At 53.9% G+C, this 17,880-nt stretch carries 16 protein-coding genes, 2 tRNA genes, 1 rRNA gene and 1 pseudogene; 4 read left to right on the top strand and 16 right to left on the bottom strand.

Translation table 11 applies throughout. The features are described from left to right. Window positions 1–53 precede the first annotated feature (53 nt). The 9 genes from JBO43_RS11965 to dnaQ all read right to left on the bottom strand — a co-directional run bounded on the left by JBO43_RS11965 (window position 54) and on the right by dnaQ (window position 9,147). Window positions 54–1,655, bottom strand: a complete 1,602-nt coding sequence (locus tag JBO43_RS11965) for a gamma-glutamyltransferase family protein (RefSeq protein ID WP_103947681.1) — start codon at window positions 1,653–1,655, stop codon at window positions 54–56. A gap of 9 nt (window positions 1,656–1,664) precedes the next feature. Then, on the bottom strand, window positions 1,665–2,540 hold the full coding sequence (locus JBO43_RS11960) for an ABC transporter permease (RefSeq protein WP_095280882.1): 876 nt from the start codon (window positions 2,538–2,540) through the stop codon (window positions 1,665–1,667). A 2-nt stretch (window positions 2,541–2,542) separates the two neighbouring features. Further along, entirely contained in the window at window positions 2,543–3,484 is a 942-nt protein-coding gene (locus JBO43_RS11955) for an ABC transporter permease (protein ID WP_095280881.1), read from the bottom strand. A gap of 21 nt (window positions 3,485–3,505) precedes the next feature. Next, on the bottom strand, window positions 3,506–5,020 hold the full coding sequence (locus tag JBO43_RS11950) for an ABC transporter substrate-binding protein (protein ID WP_174348708.1): 1,515 nt from the start codon (window positions 5,018–5,020) through the stop codon (window positions 3,506–3,508). A 2-nt stretch (window positions 5,021–5,022) separates the two neighbouring features. Further along, window positions 5,023–6,105 carry an ABC transporter ATP-binding protein gene (locus JBO43_RS11945; RefSeq protein ID WP_095280880.1) on the bottom strand — a complete coding sequence of 361 codons (1,083 nt, stop codon included), beginning with the start codon at window positions 6,103–6,105 and terminating at the stop codon, window positions 5,023–5,025. Then, window positions 6,102–7,115, bottom strand: coding sequence for an ABC transporter ATP-binding protein (locus tag JBO43_RS11940; protein WP_202674390.1), 1,014 nt, complete (start codon window positions 7,113–7,115; stop codon window positions 6,102–6,104). The genes JBO43_RS11945 and JBO43_RS11940 overlap by 4 nt, the downstream gene beginning before the upstream one ends. After that, window positions 7,112–7,831 (bottom strand): FadR/GntR family transcriptional regulator, encoded by a 720-nt coding sequence (locus JBO43_RS11935; RefSeq protein WP_095280878.1) that lies wholly within the window; start codon window positions 7,829–7,831, stop codon window positions 7,112–7,114. Before JBO43_RS11935 ends, JBO43_RS11940 begins: the two co-directional genes overlap by 4 nt. 380 nt (window positions 7,832–8,211) lie before the next feature. Continuing rightward, window positions 8,212–8,288 (bottom strand) — tRNA-Asp (locus JBO43_RS11930). 130 nt (window positions 8,289–8,418) lie between these two features. Then, entirely contained in the window at window positions 8,419–9,147 is a 729-nt protein-coding gene (gene dnaQ / locus JBO43_RS11925) for a DNA polymerase III subunit epsilon (protein ID WP_199184169.1), read from the bottom strand. Here dnaQ and rnhA point away from each other — a divergent pair. Beyond that, on the top strand, window positions 9,101–9,679 hold the full coding sequence (gene rnhA, locus JBO43_RS11920; RefSeq protein WP_165790642.1) for a ribonuclease HI: 579 nt from the start codon (window positions 9,101–9,103) through the stop codon (window positions 9,677–9,679). The genes dnaQ and rnhA overlap by 47 nt on opposite strands. On the opposite strand, the gene JBO43_RS11915 is transcribed toward rnhA, so the two are convergent. Beyond that, a complete protein-coding gene (locus JBO43_RS11915) occupies window positions 9,680–10,396 on the bottom strand; it encodes a class I SAM-dependent methyltransferase (RefSeq protein WP_095280875.1) in 717 nt (238 codons plus the stop codon). Between the two features lie 32 nt (window positions 10,397–10,428). Between JBO43_RS11915 and gloB the strand changes: the two genes are divergently transcribed. Next, window positions 10,429–11,184 carry a hydroxyacylglutathione hydrolase gene (gene gloB, locus JBO43_RS11910; protein ID WP_202674389.1) on the top strand — a complete coding sequence of 252 codons (756 nt, stop codon included), beginning with the start codon at window positions 10,429–10,431 and terminating at the stop codon, window positions 11,182–11,184. Between the two features lie 71 nt (window positions 11,185–11,255). Then, window positions 11,256–12,623 (top strand): murein transglycosylase D, encoded by a 1,368-nt coding sequence (mltD, locus tag JBO43_RS11905; protein ID WP_095280873.1) that lies wholly within the window; start codon window positions 11,256–11,258, stop codon window positions 12,621–12,623. A gap of 55 nt (window positions 12,624–12,678) precedes the next feature. Here mltD and JBO43_RS11900 read toward each other — a convergent pair whose 3' ends face one another. The 3 genes from JBO43_RS11900 to JBO43_RS11890 all read right to left on the bottom strand — a co-directional run bounded on the left by JBO43_RS11900 (window position 12,679) and on the right by JBO43_RS11890 (window position 15,640). After that, window positions 12,679–13,449 carry a class I SAM-dependent methyltransferase gene (locus JBO43_RS11900; RefSeq protein ID WP_202674388.1) on the bottom strand — a complete coding sequence of 257 codons (771 nt, stop codon included), beginning with the start codon at window positions 13,447–13,449 and terminating at the stop codon, window positions 12,679–12,681. Between the two features lie 76 nt (window positions 13,450–13,525). Then, window positions 13,526–14,326 carry an endonuclease/exonuclease/phosphatase family protein gene (locus tag JBO43_RS11895; protein ID WP_103947687.1) on the bottom strand — a complete coding sequence of 267 codons (801 nt, stop codon included), beginning with the start codon at window positions 14,324–14,326 and terminating at the stop codon, window positions 13,526–13,528. Between the two features lie 138 nt (window positions 14,327–14,464). Next, entirely contained in the window at window positions 14,465–15,640 is a 1,176-nt protein-coding gene (locus JBO43_RS11890) for an MFS transporter (protein ID WP_202674387.1), read from the bottom strand. A gap of 104 nt (window positions 15,641–15,744) precedes the next feature. Between JBO43_RS11890 and yafC the strand changes: the two are divergent. Further along, window positions 15,745–16,658: pseudogene (gene yafC / locus JBO43_RS11885) on the top strand (DNA-binding transcriptional regulator YafC). Between the two features lie 21 nt (window positions 16,659–16,679). Here yafC and dkgB read toward each other — a convergent pair. From dkgB to rrf, 3 genes are all read right to left on the bottom strand, one after another. Beyond that, entirely contained in the window at window positions 16,680–17,483 is an 804-nt protein-coding gene (gene dkgB / locus JBO43_RS11880; protein WP_202674386.1) for a 2,5-didehydrogluconate reductase DkgB, read from the bottom strand. A 165-nt stretch (window positions 17,484–17,648) separates the two neighbouring features. Then, a tRNA-Asp gene (locus tag JBO43_RS11875) sits at window positions 17,649–17,725 on the bottom strand. A 55-nt stretch (window positions 17,726–17,780) separates the two neighbouring features. Beyond that, window positions 17,781–17,880 (bottom strand): 5S ribosomal RNA (gene rrf / locus JBO43_RS11870); the annotation flags it as partial.

The raw sequence follows: 17,880 nt of genomic DNA, 5'->3' as shown, positions 1-17,880 counted from the left end.
GTGTTTTCGTAGGCCCGGTAAGCGCAGCGCCACCGGGCTCCAGACCGCACGGTTTAACTCACTAACGCCTGCCCGTCTTTGCGGCTTTCGGTCGCGGCAACGTAATGCCCTTCCGGCATGCGATAGATCACCTGCGCACCGCCGAAGTTGTAATCCTGCAACGGATCTTCCACCACAATCTGATGCCCACGCTCGCGCAGTGCCGCAATCGTGTTGCGATCAAACGTCGATTCGACGATCACTTCCCGGCCCTGCACCACACGCCAGCGCGGCGCATCGATCGCCGCCTGCGGGTTTTGCCCGTGCAGCATAATGCGCAGCGCCATTTGCATGTGCCCCTGCGCCTGCATTGGCCCGCCCATCACGCCGAACGACATCAGCGGTTTGCCCTGCCCGTCCATCGCAAAACCTGGAATAATGGTGTGGAACGGACGTTTACTGCCCGCCAGCGCGTTCGGGTGTTTCGGGTCAAGTACAAAACCGCAGCCACGGTTTTGCAGGCTGATCCCGGTATCCGGGACCACCACGCCTGAACCAAAGCCCATAAAGTTGGACTGAATAAACGAGATCATCATCCCACTGGAATCCGCGGCAGAGAGGTAAACCGTGCCGCTTTGCGTTGGGGCGCCGTAGGTGAAATCAGAGGCGTTATCCTGGTCGATCAGCGCCGCTCGCGATTTCAGGTAATGATCGCTTAGCAACTCTTTCGCCGCGAACTCCATGTGCTCTTCATCGGCGACATAGCGATCGAGATCCGCCAGCGCCAGCTTCATCGCCTCAATTGACAGATGCAGAGACTGCACGGAATCCGGATGATGCTTTTCGATCCCACACTGTTCCAGAATGCCAAGTGCGATGAGCGTGGCAATACCCTGCCCGTTTGGCGGCAATTCCTGCACCGAACCACCCGCAAAATCACGAGATAAAAGCTCGACCCAATCCACGCGATGGTTCGCCAGATCCTCTGCCGTCAGATGCGCGCCGTGCTCTTTGGCAAAGGCGGCAATTTTCTGAGCAAGTTCACCGCGATAGAAGGCTTCGCCGTTGGTTTTGGCGATCAGCTCCAGCGAATTAGCCTGCGCCGGGTTACGGAAGATTTCCCCGATGCGCGGTGCACGTCCTTCTGGCGCAAAGCAGGCGCTAAAGCCCGGCTGATCTTTCAGTTTGTTATATCCGCGCTGCCACAAATGGCCGATCAGCGGCGATACCGGGAAACCGTTGCGCGCATATTCAATTGCCGGTTGTGCGAGAGTCGTCAGCGGCAGCGTGCCGAAGCGCTCGGCCAGTGCCACCCAGCCGGAGACAGCCCCCGGTACGGTGACCGCGTCCCAGCCCAGCTCAGGTACGGCGGTTTTACCTGCATAAAGATCCGCATGCCAGCTGGCAGGCGAACGGCCTGACGCATTCAGACCGTGCAACTTTTCACCGTCCCAAATAATCGCGAAGGCGTCACTACCAATGCCACAGCCCGTCGGCTCGACCACCGTCAGGGCCATCGCCGTGGCGATCGCGGCATCAACAGCGTTGCCGCCCTGTTGCAACATCCGCATCCCAGCCTGCGCCGCCAGCGGCTGCGAGGTGGCGACCGCGTTATGCCCCATCATTGGCGGGCGTCGTGAATCGTAACCGGTCGTAAAATCAAGCGCTTTGGTCATCATGACTCCTTAGTCGTGGCGCGGATCGAGCGCATCGCGCAGCCCGTCACCGAGTAAATTAAAGCCCTGTACCGCGAGGAAAATAGCGACACCGGGGAAAACAGACATCCAGGGCGCCTGTTCCAGAAAACCTTTTGCCGTGTTAAGCATCGAGCCCCAGGAAGGGTTCGGCGGCTGCTGGCCAAGACCGAGAAACGACAGGCTGGCCTCGGCGATAATGGCGGAGGCAATCGCCAGCGTGGCTTGTACCAGAATCGGTGACATCACGTTAGGCAGAACATACTTCACGATGATCCAGCGATCCGGCAGACCAATCGCCTTCGCCCCGTCGATGTACTCTTCGTTGCGAATGGCGATCACCTGGCCGCGCGTCAGGCGTGCGAAGATTGGCATCGCCGACAGACCAATGGCGATCATCGCGTTGGTCAGGCTTGGGCCTAAAAACGCCCCCAGCGCGATCGCCATGATCAGGAACGGGCAGGCCAGCAGCGCCTCGATAAAGCGCGAGATCACCCCATCCCAGATCCCCTGGAAGTAACCGGCCACCAGCCCGAGCGGGACACCGATAACGACGGCGATCACCACCGACATACACCCGGCCATCAGGGAGGTTCGCGCCCCCCAGACGATGCGCGAGAGAATGTCGCGCCCCAGTTCGTCGGTGCCAAACCAGTAGAGTTCCGACGGCGGCTTTCGCACCGCCAGGAAGTTGGCTTTCACCGGGTCAAAGGGAGCCAGCCACGGCGCAATAAGGGCGATCAGCACAAAGATGCCGACAATCACCGCGCCAATGACTGCGCTTTTATTGGCGAGAAATTTCTTCAGGACCCGGTTTTGCGCGCGCGGCAGCGCCGGTACCACGGTTTGCGTCGTCAGTTCAGCCATGATTAACCTCGCATTTTCGGGTTGATGAGGACGTAGAGCACGTCCGCCAGCAGGTTCAACATCAGGAAACCAATCGCCACGATCAACACCACGCCCTGCACCACTGCGTAATCACGGTTAAAGACGGAATCGACGATCATTTTGCCAAAGCCTGGAATAGTGAAGACCTGTTCAGTCAGCACCGCGCCGCCCAGTAATTCACCAAACAGCAACGTCGTGAGTGTGATCACCGGCACCAGCGCGTTGCGAAACGCGTGCTTAAGGATCACCGCTTTTGGCAGCAGCCCTTTTGCCCGCGCGGTGCGGATGTAATCGGCTTTCAGCACCGCGATCATCGAGGCGCGCGTGTGGCGCATCAGCGTCGCCGCCAGCCCGGTGCCGAGCACCGACGCAGGCAGCAGCAGCGTACGCAGGTTTTGCAGCGGATCTTCGCTGAACGGCACGTAGCCCGAGGCGGGCAGCCACTGTAAATTCACCGAGAAGACCAGAATCAACAGGATCCCCAGCCAGAAGTGCGGTATCGAGATCCCGGAGATCGCCACAAAGTTAGCGCTGTGATCCACCCAGCTGTTTTTGTTCACCGCCGCGAGGATCCCCATGCTGATGCCGAAGACCAGCGCGATGATCATCGCCAGCAGCGACAACTCCATCGTCACCGGCAGTTTGCTGGCGATAAGCGACGTGACGGGCTCATGAGTACGTAAAGAGACACCCAGATCACCCTGCAGCGCGCGCGTCAGCCAGTCAAAATATTGCACCGGCAGCGGCGCATCGAGGTTCAGTTCTGCGCGCAGTTGAGCAATCACCGCCGGATCGCGCTCTTCCCCCGCCATCGCAATCAGCGGGTCGCCGGGCAGCAGTTTTTGCAGCCCGAAGACCATCATGCTCACCAGCAGTAAGGTCGGGATTGCCAGCAGCAGGCGTTTGCAAATCAGTTCCAGCATGGTTTCTCCTCACGCCCTCAGTTACTTAGCAAGCGACAAGCCCGCCAGACGCACGATGCCGTCCGGATACGGTTTGAAGCCCTGCACGCTTTTGTTCAGGCCAAAAATACGTGGCTCGAAATAGAGGTAAGCAATCGGCATATCGGTTTGCAGCTGCTTCACAACTTTGTCGTACAGCGGCTGGCGTGCGGCGGGATCGGTGCTCAGACGCGCCTGGGTCAGCCACTCGTCGACCTGCGCATTGCTGTAACGACCATCGTTGAGGTTGCCTTTACTGTTGATGAAACCAAAGATGCTGCCATCCGGATCCGGACGACCGGACCAGCCGGAGAAACTCAGCTGATAATCACCGCTCTGCTGGCGATCGAGCAGCGTGGCAAATTCGGTCATTTGCAGATTAAGGTTAATGCCTGCTTCTGCGGTCATTGCCTGCAGAACCTGGCCCACCTGCTGTGAAGTTGGGTTATTTGGCACCAACAGATTGACGTTCAGCGGCCCGTTAATGCCCGCTTCTTTCAATAACGCTTTGGCTTTTTCTACGTCGCGAGCCGGAACAGGCACGTTAACGTGGTATGGACTGACAGGGGAAAACGCCTGGTTTGCCGGAGTGTACAAGCCTTCGAACACCACCTGATTCAGCGCATCGCGGTCGATGGCCAGGGAGAACGCTTCACGCACGCGCGCATCTTTGAACGGATCGTTTGCCGGAACTTTGCCGTTATTGATGTTGAAGGTGATGCCCTGATAGCCAAGGCCGGTGACTTTCGCCAGCGCCAGTTTGCTGTCCGCTTCGACGGTTTTCACGTCGCTGGCGGCGATGCCTTCCGTCAGATCCAAGTCACCCGCGCGCAGGTTAGCCAGGCGCACGGAGGCGTCCGGGATCGGCAGATAGATGATTTTGTCGAAATGGTAGGCGTCTTTGTTCCAGTAGTTGTCGAAACGACTCAGAACGATGCGGTCCTGAGAGACGCGGCTGTCAAATTTGTACGGACCGGAGCAGACCGGATGAGCGGCGAAATCCGGTTTTTTGGCCGCTTCCGGGGCCATCATCGCCCCCGCGCGGTCGGTCAGTTGCATCAGCAGCGCCGCGTCCGGGGTTTTCAGGTGGATGGCGATTTGCGTCGGGCTTTTCACTTCCACCGATTCGACGGATGAGATTTCACTTTTACGCAGCGAGCCTTTCAGCGTCAGGGCGCGTTCGAGGTTGTATTTCGCCGCTTCGGCATCAAATTTTTCGCCATCGTGGAAGGTGACACCTTCACGCAGATTCATGGTCAGGGTTTTGTTGTCTTCGCTCCATGACCAGTCTTTTGCCAGACCCGGCACCACCTTCAGATTTTCATCCACGTCCACCAGCCTGTCACACAGGGAGGCAAAAACGAAGCGACCATAGTAGGTACGCGCCAGATGAGGGTCGAGCATATCCGGGTCTGCACCCAGACCGATTCGCAGAACGCTTTCCGAGTGTGCGGGTAGCGCAGCGCCCAACAACATAACACTTCCCAGTACGGTCAAAAGAGAATTACGCATTGTCATTATCATGAGTTCCTTGCTGGAAGAGACGAGAGTGATGCCGCATGTTCAAACAGCGCGCGGCGGCGCAAAAAGGCGGCGGATGGCGGTGCTATCTGGATAACACTGCGATCGCGGTTAATGTCCTGCCAGCGATGGCAAGAGACCTGGCGTCCACCGTCCAGAACCTGAGTAATAGGTTCGACCTGGCGGCATTCATCGGTGACGTACGGACAGCGGGTGTGGAAACGACACCCGGACGGCGGATTCGCCGGATTCGGTAAATCGCCCTGCAACAGCGGTGTTTCGCGCTGCATGCCCGGCTGCATTTGCGGCGCAGAGGCAATCAACGCCTGAGTATACGGGTGCAGCGGTGCGTCAAAAATTTCATCGACGGTCGCCAGCTCGACAATCTGGCCGAGATACATCACCGCTACGCGGTCGCTCATGTGACGAATCACCGCCAGACCGTGAGCGACGATCACCATTGTCAGTCCGAGCTGGTGCTTCAGACTTTCGAGTAAATTCACCACCTGCGCCTGGACGGACACGTCCAGCGCGGAAACAGGTTCATCGCCCAGAAGCAGTTTTGGCCCAGAGGCTAACGCACGCGCAATACCGATGCGCTGACGCTGTCCGCCGGAAAATTCGTGCGGATAGCGCCCGGCCCATGCCGCAGGCAGCCCGACGGTTTTTAGCAGTTCCGCTACGCGATACTGCCGGTCTGGCTTTTTCATATTCTGGTGAAGCCACAAAGGCTCACCGACGATCTGTTCCACCGTCATGCGCGGATTGAGCGAAGCAAACGGGTCCTGGAAGATGATTTGCAGCTCGCGGCGAAGCTGGTTAAGGCGCGAACCGGACGCATGGGTGATCTCTTCACCCTGATAAAAAACGCGCCCTTCGCTGGCCGCCAGCAGGCGGAGCAGTAAACGCCCAAGGGTGGATTTACCAGAGCCGGACTCGCCGACAATCGCCAGCGTTTCGCCAGGCATTACGGCGAGTGACACCCGGTCTACCGCTGTCACAAAACGCGCCGGGGTAAACAGCTTTTTCGGGCCGGGAAAAAGTTTGCTCAAATCACGGGCTTCAAGAATCGGGGTGGTCATGCGATTTCTCCCAACGCAATGTGTTGCTCAAGTGGCACGCGGAAACAAGCCACCTGATGGGCGGTTCCCAGCGTATTGAGCTGTGGTTTTTCGTCGTGACAACGGGTCTGGGCAAACGGGCAGCGGGTGGCAAAACGACAGCCCTTCGGCATGGATTCAGGCAGCGGCACGCTACCAGGAATCGTGGAAAGCTGGCCTTTACGTGCGCCGAGTGACGGGATAGATCCCATCAGGCCGATGGTGTACGGATGCTGCGGATCGGCAAAGATACTCTCGACGCTGCCCTGCTCCACCACCTGTCCGGCGTACATCACCGCCACCTGCTGCGCGACTTCGGCAACCACGCCCAGATCGTGAGTGATCATCAGCACGGCGGTGCCGGTTTCGGCTTTTAAGGTATTCAGCAGCGTCAGAATTTGCGCCTGAATGGTGACATCCAGCGCCGTTGTCGGTTCATCGGCAATCAGAAGACGCGGGTGGTTGATCAGCGCCATCGCAATCATCACACGCTGACGCATCCCGCCGGAAAGCTGGTGCGGATAGGCTTTAAGACGCATTTCCGGGGCCGGGATCTGGACTTTTTCCAGAATTTGCAGCGCGACCTTCATGGCTTCAGTTTTGGACATTTTCTGGTGGCGAATCACCGCTTCGCTAAGCTGATCGCCCAGCGTGAAAGCCGGGTTAAGGGACGTCATCGGCTCCTGAAAAATCATCGCCAGTTCGCTACCGCGAAGATCGGCGTATTCACGCGGGGAGAGCTTGCGCAGATCGTGGCGGCGGAAGTGCATCTCCCCACTGACAATTTGCGCACTTGCGGGCAGTAGCCCCATCAGCGCCAGCGAAGTGATACTTTTTCCGCAACCAGATTCACCCACCAGCGCCAGCGTTTCACCGGATTTGACGGTGAGTGAAATACCGTCGAGCACGCTTACTGGCGACCCGGCGAATTTCACATTGAGATTGTGCAGGCGAAGGACTGGCGCTGCCTCCTTAAAAGGGATCGTCGTCATAACAGGGAATCATCCTCAAGGTTGATGGCCTGGATCAGGGCAGTTTGCAGGGTTTGCAGGTGTTCGCGCATGGCGGCGGCTGCTTCATTAGGCTGGCGATGGATAATCGCGGTCATGATTTTGTGGTGATGATCGTTGTAGCTGTCGACACGCTCCGGCGTTCGCGCCAGCTCACGCAGATGCTGCCAGCCAGGCTCGCGCCGGACGGCATCAATGGCATCAAACAAGCCCAGCATCAGGCGGTTGCCCGCGGCTTCGGCAATAGCGCGATGAAAGGCGCTGTCCCACAGTTCATTCAGATCGCGGTCATCCGGGCTGACCTTATCGATGCGTTCCAGCATGCGCTGCATCAGCGCGAGGTTTTCCCTGGTGGCACGCAGTGCCGCAAGACGGGCTAAGCCGGGTTCGAGCTGCAGACGCGCTTCCATCACTTCCAGCAGATTGGTTTGCTGTACCAGCCCCTGAAGCGCCAGAGGTTCAACCGGCGCGGCGGGGCCAATAAAAGTGCCTTTGCCCTGCTTGCGCCAGATGCGTCCCTCTTCTTCCAGCACGTCCAGCGCACGGCGAACTTCGCGTCGCCCTACGCCGAGTGTTTCCGACAGCTCACGTTCAGTGGGCAGCGGAATGCCTGGTGTTGACTCGTGCTGGTTGATTAGACCGCGCAACTGCTCAAGCGCGGTGCTGGAATTAGCCAGAAACCGTGACGGTTTTTCCATATTGGTTCGCCTGCTCTCATCATTGCTTTATTGTTATTAACAATAAGTTATTGATATAGATAAATACTTATTGCCCTAATGATTAAGCAATTTGCGAACCAATAAATGATTGGTTCAGGAACTTTCTGGAAAATCGTAAGTAAGCTAATGATTATCTGGAGATTATTTTTACAAGATTGTTACAAGAAGAAATGTTTATAGCGGAGTGAAAAGCAGGATTTGCACATTATAAGTGCAATAGTCGCACCAAAATCGAACAATTGTTAATTAATTGCACTGCGATTATTAACTTTTTGTTAACTAACTTTGAGATGAGATAAGAAAAGGAAAGCGCTGAAATGACGAAAGCCTGAATCATTTCTGATTCAGGCTTTCTAATGTGGCGGAACGGACGGGACTCGAACCCGCGACCCCCTGCGTGACAGGCAGGTATTCTAACCGACTGAACTACCGCTCCGCATTGTTCCCTTGGGAACGAGGCGAATATTACGGTTTGGTTCTGATCCCGTCAACGCTTTTTCTCAACTTTTGAATCGGTTGCTGCAAAATTCGCCCACACGGTGATTTTAACAGCATTACTGTGTCCGTTACGCTCGCCAGAGGCAGCTGCCGCCTTTCTTTTGCACGAGATCGAGACGTGATTCATGGGCCGCGACCTCTTCATCACTGGCTAAAATCACCCGCAGGCGACTCGCCTGGCGCACCACGCGCTGAATTCCAGTATCGCCCGCCTGACGTGAATCGTTTTCGTTGCTAAAGGCCATCGATGTTTGCCCACCCGTCATGGTCAGATAAACATCCGCCAGAATCTGGGCATCGAGCAATGCGCCGTGCAGCGTACGCTTGGTGTTGTCTATTTCATAGCGCGAGCACAATGCATCGAGGCTGTTGCGCTTGCCGGGGAACATTTTCCTCGCCAGCGCCAGACTGTCGGTGACTTTGCAGAAGGTATTGGTTTTTGGAATACCGCGATTCAGCTTGCTGAATTCATAGTCCATAAAGCCGATATCGAACGATGCGTTGTGGATGACCAGCTCCGCCCCGCTGATGTATTCGATAAACTCATCAGCGACATCTGCGAACGTCGGTTTATCCAGTAGGAACTCATCGGCAATTCCGTGAACGCCAAACGCTTCCGGGTCCACCAGCCGATCGGGTTTCAGGTAAACGTGGAAATTGTTGCCGGTGAGACGACGGTTGATCACTTCGACTGCGCCGATCTCAATGATCTTGTGCCCTTCGTAGTGCGCGCCAATCTGGTTCATACCGGTGGTTTCGGTATCGAGGACGATCTGTCGTGTAATTGCAGTGCTCATATCGGTCATTTATGTCAGACTCGTCGTTTTACTGATCGTTTCAAATACAGGAAGTCTACCAGAGATGACTAAGCAGGTAGAAATTTTCACCGATGGATCTTGCCTCGGAAATCCAGGGCCGGGCGGCTATGGCGCCATTTTGCGTTACCGTCAGCACGAGAAAACCTTTAATGAAGGCTATCGTCTGACCACCAACAACCGCATGGAGCTGATGGCTGCCATCGTTGCGCTGGAAGCATTAAAAGAAGATTGCGATATCGTGATCAGCACCGACAGCCAGTATGTGCGTCAGGGGATTACTCAGTGGATCCACAACTGGAAAAAGCGTGGCTGGAAAACCGCGGATAAGAAACCGGTTAAGAATGTCGATCTCTGGAAACGTCTGGACGCCGCGCTGAGTCATCACACAATCAAGTGGGAATGGGTGAAAGGCCATGCTGGGCATCCGGAAAACGAACGTTGCGACGAGCTTGCGCGTGAAGCAGCGATGAATCCTATTCATGACGACGTGGGTTATCAGCCGGAATCCTGATCAGGGTTTTCGGTACTGCCGCGTTGCTCCGACGGTCTGACGGATTTGTGCTTTTGATTTGCTCTGCTTCATCGGATTCAGCGTAAGAGGAACCGTTCGCTTACGCGCCACGATGAGCTGCATACATCCCAGTGCTGGCAGATGCGTTGTCAGCATTTTTCCGCCCTTCCCCGCCCAGGGTAACACCTGGAAGCCACTGTAATACATCACTTCAAAATTCAGCAATGACAGCCAGTCGAGCTGACGGGTGAAGGTAAACATGCGGCTATTATAAGGTGACGTGCGGCGTAAAACCGGCACCAGCTTGCGCAGCCCCATCAGGCTCATCGGATTGAAACCGCTCAGCACCAACCAGCCATCATCAATCAGCACCCGATCGGCTTCACGCAGCAAACGGTGCGGATCCGTACACCAGGGCAAGGTGTGGGCCATCAAACAGGCGTCGACAGATTTCTCAGCGAATGGCAAATGGAGCGGATCGGCTTTAACCTGAAGAGGATGACCGTTAAGTGACACATTTACCTGATGGGAGATGGCACAGCTTTCAGAGTTGATTTCCGCGCTCAGATTGCCAATCTTCAGCAGATGAAAACCATACATTTTGGCAAACCAGGGATTGAGCTGACGCTCCAGCGCTTCGCGATAGTGTTCACCCCATCGCAACTGAGACCAGTGTTCTGGCGCTGAGACAATCTGAGGTATCCTTGCCGGCTTCATCAACACACCCGTTACGTTATGAGAGGTAATTTATGAATCTTATCAGTATTCCCGCGTTTCAGGACAACTACATCTGGGTTTTAGTCGACGACGAGCAGCACTGCATTATTGTCGACCCAGGTGACGCGGCACCAGTATTGAAAGCAATAGAGGAAAACGGCTGGCAGCCAGAAGCCATTTTACTGACTCACCATCATAACGATCACGTTGGTGGCGTTCCTGCCCTGCGGGCTAAATTTCCGCATCTGGTGGTATACGGACCGCAGGAGACACACGATAAAGGCACCACACGCGTAGTCAAAGATGGCGAAAAAGTCATCATACGAGGATGCGAATTGTCTGTATTTGCCACACCAGGTCACACTTCCGGACACATTTCTTTCTTCAGTTTCCCTTATCTTTTTTGCGGGGATACGATGTTCTCAGGTGGCTGCGGAAGATTGTTTGAAGGCACACCAACGCAGATGTATCAATCGTTCCAGAAGATTAACGCCCTTCCTGACGAAACCCTCATTTGTTGCGCACATGAGTATACATTAGCAAATATGAAGTTTTCATTGAGTATCCTCCCTGAGGATCCTGCGATTCAGGATTATTACCACAAAGTGAATGAGTTACGGGTAAAAAAACAAAATACACTGCCCGTAATTCTGAAAAATGAGCGCAAAATAAATTTATTTCTAAGAACCGATGATATTGATTTAATTAATAAAATTAACCAAGAAACAAATTTGCAACAACCTGAAGAGCGTTTTGCATGGTTACGGTCAAAGAAAGATAACTTCTGAGAATTGCGGGTTGCCTTTTCAAAATTTCGCCGTTATTATCGCTCGTCTTTTAAGCAACTATTGACACACACATGAAGGCAAAAGCGATACTACTCGCCTCTGTCCTGCTTGTTGGGTGCCAGTCTTCTCAGAATACTGGTAACGTTCAGCAGCACGCACAGAGCCTTTCTGCAGCTGGTCAAGGGGAAGCAGGGAAGTTTACAAGTCAGGCGCGATGGATGGACGATGGGACGTCATTCGCGCAGGATCAGGACTTGTGGGCCTCTATTAGCGACGAGCTGAAGATGGGAATTCCGGAAAACAACCGGATTCGCGACCAAAAACAGAAGTATTTAAGTAATAAGAGCTATCTCCACGATGTAACTTTACGGGCAGAGCCGTATATGTACTGGATAGCAGGGCAAGTTAAGAAACGTAACATGCCTATGGAACTGGTACTACTACCCATAGTGGAGAGCGCTTTTGACCCGCACGCGACGTCTGGCGCCAATGCCGCAGGCATTTGGCAGATCATTCCGAGCACAGGGCGCAATTATGGTTTGAAACAGACACGCGGCTACGATGCGCGTCGTGATGTAGTCGCTTCAACGACTGCCGCTCTCGACATGATGCAACGTCTGAACAAGATGTTTGACGGCGACTGGTTGTTAACGGTTGCAGCGTATAACAGCGGTGAAGGTCGTGTCCTGAAGGCAATGAAAGCGAACAAATCTCGTGGCAAACCCACCGATTTTTGGTCACTCTCACTACCACAGGAAACTAAGCTTTACGTACCGAAGATGTTGGCTTTGAGCGATATACTCAAAAACAGCAAACGTTATGGCGTCAAACTGCCTTCGTCCGACGAAAGTCGCGCACTGGCACGAGTCAGCCTCAGCAGCCCGGTTGAAATGAAACAGGTCGCTGATATGACGGGTATGTCGGTACAAAAGCTGAAGACCTTTAATGCTGGCGTGAAGGGTTCTACGCTGGGCGCGAATGGGCCACAGTATGTTCTCGTTCCGCAGAAACACGCAGCACAGCTTCGTGATTCTCTGGCATCAGGTGAAATTGCTGCTGTTCAGTCAACGCTGATTGCAGACGCGTCATCCGTTACCAGCCGTAGCTACAAGGTTCGTTCAGGTGATACGATTTCAGGCATTGCATCACGTCTCGGCGTGAGCACTAAAGATCTGCAGCAGTGGAATAATCTGCGCGGTTCAAATCTGAAAGTTGGCCAGAACCTGACGGTTGGCGCAGGCAGCAGTGCGCAGCGTCTCGCCCGTAATAGCGATAGCATTACTTATCGTGTACGTAAGGGTGATTCGTTGTCCAGTATCGCGAAAACGCACGGCGTGAACATCAAAGATGTGATGCGCTGGAACGATGATACAGGCAATCTGCAGCCAGGCGATCAGCTGACGTTGTTTGTGAAAAACAACGCGACGCCAGATTCCTGACAGCCAGTCTCATAAAGAAAGGCACCGATTCCCCCGGTGCCTTTTTTATTGCCGTTTATCCGGCTTTTTGCGCTTCGGCCAGGATTGTATCGCTGGTAAACGATCCCTCTTCCTGCAGTTCAAAGTACGCCTTCACTTCTGCCGAGGCACTCTCCTGATACAAGCGAATTGCCTGACTTAATGCCTCTGGTGTGCGCATACGCGAAATCCATGAGGAGAACTCCAGCGGCAATCGATCTGTCACCAGGGAACGGGAAATTAACCCCGCCTCAGTCATCATCGCGAACCATTCACCGCTGGAATAATTTCGTACATGTGAAGTATCCCGCAGAGCTTCAACAGTCTGCAGCCAAATATCGCGAACCGGGTTTCCCGGCGACATGATATCCATGATGATAAAAATCCCGCCCGGCTTCAGCACGCGTTTGATTTCGCGTAATGCCTGACCCACGTCGTGCCAGTGGTGTGCCGAGTAACGACTGATCACAACCTCAAAAGATTCATCGTCAAACGGCAAGGACTCAGCATAGCCTTGCCGGGTCGTAATATTATTCAGCCCTTTATCTTGCGCGGCGTGGGTAACAACATCCAGCATCTGACGAGATAAGTCATAAGCCGTCACCTGCGCGACCTGCTGTGCGGCAACAAAGCTGGCATGCCCTGCTCCGCAACCTAAATCGAGAACGTGCGCATGCGGGAAGGCTGACAGTCGCTCGCCAAGACGCACCAGATCGCGGCCAGAAGCGTGTACCGCGCTGATCAGATAGGCGTTTGCCTGAGAGCCGAACTGTTTTTCTACGTTGTCATGATGGGATTGTGTTGTCATTGTACTGTCCTTTGTTATGAGAAAAATAAAGGGCAGTACCTGCGCAGGCCTGCCCGACGGCAGACCTGACGCACCATTACTTATCAGGTTTGCCGGGACTGAATTCGACTAGTAGTGGATTGTGATCGGAGGCGCGCGTCACCAGCACGGAGGCTTCATGCACGTTCAAACCACGATAGAAGACAAAATCAAGCGGGCGACCAAATGCTTTACGCCGCTGGTCATCGGTAAAACGCACTTCGCGCAGGGACATTTCACGCGCAAAACGATACAGGGCATTCATACGCGGACGACTCCAGGCATTGAAATCCCCCGCCATGATAATCGGCCCACTGTGATGCGCTATCTGATCGCCAATAGGAAGTAACTGCTTACTGTACACATCGACACCGAGGCTGAAATTCACAGCGTGAATGTTCACCACCATTAGCAAACGGGTATCCGGCAGAGGATAGACCGTCACCAGCGCTGATTTTGCCAGACGCAAGATGGGCTCGCGTTCGCGAAGCGGGCAACAGTAAACCGGGTGTGCAGCGGAGAGCGTCATGACACCCGATGGGTGTTGAGGTAATACAAAGGCCGGAACCTGGTCGGCGGCCAAATAGTTTGTGGTCGCAAACCGGACTAATTCAGGTGTGGTTTGCGCCTCCTGTAATAAGACCAGATGCGCATCTTTACCAAAATTCTTCAGAACGGATAACCATTCGGCACGCTGCTGCTTGAAGATGTTCCACACCAGCACGCGAATTTTTTCATCACTGCTTAACGGTGCGCCAGCGGGCAATGCCTGGCCAAGACTCGCAAACGACCCCGGAGGCAATATTCTCTCCGCAGGTTGTCCGGCAATATAGCGCATGGCATAGGTATTTTTTCGCACTTTTGGAAACGACCTCTATAGCATTAAACCAGCCCGGAAAACGGACTGGTTCTACTGTTATAGGGATTTTAGGTCACACTTTCAACGCAATTACTCATAAACCTCTGTCTGGTTTTGTAAGCAAGCGCTTACTGATACTTATCCCAGTGCGACGCGAGCAGGTTTATCCAGGCGTCCGCTGACGCCAATCAGCAGGAAGGCAGCCATTACGATTACCGCGCCAATCCACGGTGTCTGCGCCAAACCAAAATGCTCAACCGTTTGGCCACCGATAATTGAGCCAAGCGCGATGCCAATATTAAACGCAGCAATGTTTAAACCAGACGCAACATCAACGGCATTCGGCGTGTACTGCTCGGCTTTCTGAACCACGTAGACCTGCAGCCCGGGTACATTACCAAAAGCAAAGATCCCCATCACCAGAATAGTGCCCAGCGATGCATACTGAATGGAGGCTGTAAACTGGAACACCATCAGGAGCACAACCAGAGCCGCGAAAATGAATTTCAGAGCAGGCACAGCGCCGTGCTTATCAGCGAGTTTTCCGCCCCAGATATTACCGATCGCCACAGAAACGCCGTATCCCAATAAGATCCAGCTCACCGCGCTCGGCGAGAAGCCCGCCAGGTCCTGCATCATCGGGGCCAGGAAAGTAAATGCTGTAAAGACTCCCCCATAGCCTAACGCTGTGATGGCATAGATGATCAACAGACGAGGATGTGTCAGCACTTTAATCTGATCGCGAAGGCTGGCACTCGCACGGCTGGGAATATTCGAAGGCACCAGGATCGCGCTGGCAATCAGGGCGATCACACCCAACAGAGAAACTGCCAGGAAGGTTTCACGCCAGCCAAAATGCTGACCAATAAACGTACCCAGCGGAACGCCGGTCACCAGTGCAACTGTCAAACCGCCGAACATAATGGCTATGGCAGATGCCGCTTTCTCTTTTGGCACCAGGCTGGTCGCAATGGTTGAGCCGATAGAGAAAAACACACCATGAGCGAGGCCGGTCAGCAGTCGGGCAATCACCAGAGTAGTGTAGTCCGGGGCCTGCCAGGCAAGAATATTACCGGCTGTGAACAGCACCATTAGCGCCATCAACAGCTGTTTGCGTGGGAAACGCCCGGTCAGCGCCGTCAAAACCGGTGCGCCAATCGCCACACCCAGCGCGTAAATAGAGACCAGCAATCCCGCAGAAGGCAGGGTAATTGATAGTTGATCGGCAATCGTAGGAACGAGGCCCACAATAACAAACTCAGTCGTGCCAATTGCGAAGGCACTGATCGTCAGGGCAAGAAGCGCCAGTGGCATAAAATACTCCGTGTCATCAGGATTAAGATGACACGAAGTATGCGCCAGTGTTTAAATAACAAAAATGGTCAAAATATCAATAGAATTTTGCGGGTGGTGCAACAATGAAAGCAACGTCAGAAGAGCTGGCAATCTTCGTGGCCGTCGTAGAAAGCGGAAGTTTTAGCCGGGCCGCAGAGCAGCTAGGACAGGCCAATTCTGCGATCAGCCGTTCCGTTAAAAAGCTGGAAATGAAGCTTGGGGTGAGTTTGCTAAACCGGACAACGCGCCAGCTGAGCCTGACAGAAGAAGGTGAACGCTATTTTCGTCGCGTGCAGTCGATTTTGCAGGAGATGGCCGCAGCAGAAACAGAGATTATGGAAACACGGAGCACACCGCGCGGACTTTTACGCATCGATGCTGCCACTCCGGTCGTGTTACATTTTCTGATGCCATTGGTGAAGCCCTTCCGTGAGCGCTACCCGGAGATGACTCTGTCGCTTGTCTCATCAGAGACGTTCATCAATCTGATCGAGCGGAAAGTGGATGTAGCTATCCGTGCTGGAACATTGACAGACTCTAGCCTTCGCGCTCGTCCACTGTTTACCAGCTACCGTAAAATTATCGCCTCACCCGACTATATCGCCCAGCATGGCAAACCCGAAACGGTAGAAGAGTTAAAAAACCATCTTTGCCTGGGATTCACCGAGCCGTTATCGCTTAACACCTGGCCGATTGCCTGCAGCGATGGCCAGCTTCATGAAGTGGCAAGCGGACTGTCTTCTAACAGTGGGGAGACATTAAAACAGCTTTGCCTGAGTGGGAACGGTATTGCTTGCTTATCTGACTATATGATTAATAAGGAGATTGCGCGGGGTGAACTGGTGGAGTTGATGGAAGATAAACGACTGCCGGTCGAAATGCCGTTCAGTGCGGTGTACTACAGCGATCGCGCAGTCAGTACCCGTATTCGTGCTTTTATCGACTTTCTGAGCGACCATATAAAACAGCTCCCGAAGGAGCTGTAAGAGGGTTTTGAGGCTACAGAGGGTGGAATAAATTAATCCCAGTCTGGCGCTAAACCTTCCGGGCTCACCAGGCGGTCATTGCAATCGAGTGCAGCGATCGCTTTTTTATCTTCGTCATCCAGCTGGAGATCCAGTGCCAACAGATTGCTCGCCAGGTTCTCACGTTTCGTCGAAGATGGGATCACGGCATAACCTTCACCCATCGCCCACGCCAGAATGACCTGCGCAGCCGTTGCATTGTGCTTGTCAGCAATACCCGCAATAACCTCATCTTTCAGCGCCTTGCCGTAAGCCAGCGTCATGTACGACGTGATGTGGATACCGTGATCTTTTGCCCAATCAACCACTTTACGGTTTTGCAGATAAGGAGAAAGCTCAATCTGATTGGTCGCGATATTTTCTGCGCCGATTGCTGCAATTGCCTTTTTCATCAGTGGGATAGTGAAGTTTGAGATCCCGATTTCACGCGTCAAACCTTGCTCTTTCGCTTCCAGAAGCGCCTGCATGAATTCTTCTACAGACACCGCATCACCCGGAGAAGGCCAGTGGATCAACGTCAGATCGACATAATCAGTACGCAGATTTTCAAGGCTCTCTTTCAGGCTTGAGACCAATCTGTCTTTGCTGAGGTTTTCAGTCCAGATTTTCGTAGTGATGAATAATTCTTCGCGTGGTACGCCGCTTTCCGCAATCGCCTGACCTACGGCGGCTTCGTTGCCATAGATTTGTGCCGTATCAACAGTACGGTAGCCTAATTCCAGAGCGGTTTTGACAGATGCGATGACAACGTCGTCTTTCAGGCGGAAAGTGCCGAGACCAAATGCAGGGATAGTCATGTAAATCCTCTTTAATCATAGTGTTCGTAAACTGAGGATGATTATCACGTGTTAAGGGTATGTTGAAAAAGGGCGAAAAATGCAGAGGATTTTTGCGTTTATAGCAATAATAAAATTACAGACAAGAAAAAGCCCTGAGCGTTAACTCAGGGCTTTCTTAATAAGTGGCGGAACGGACGGGACTCGAACCCGCGACCCCCTGCGTGACAGGCAGGTATTCTAACCGACTGAACTACCGCTCCACCGAAGACTTCTGTAACCACCGGATTGATGCACCGGTTTACTACTTAATTTGATGCCTGGCAGTTCCCTACTCTCACATGGGGAGACCCCACACTACCATCGGCGCTACGGCGTTTCACTTCTGAGTTCGGCATGGGGTCAGGTGGGACCACCG

The sequence above is a fragment of the Lelliottia jeotgali genome, assembly GCF_016771845.1.
Lineage (GTDB): Bacteria > Pseudomonadota > Gammaproteobacteria > Enterobacterales > Enterobacteriaceae > Enterobacter > Enterobacter jeotgali.
This window is presented reverse-complemented; position numbering and strand designations above follow the sequence as displayed.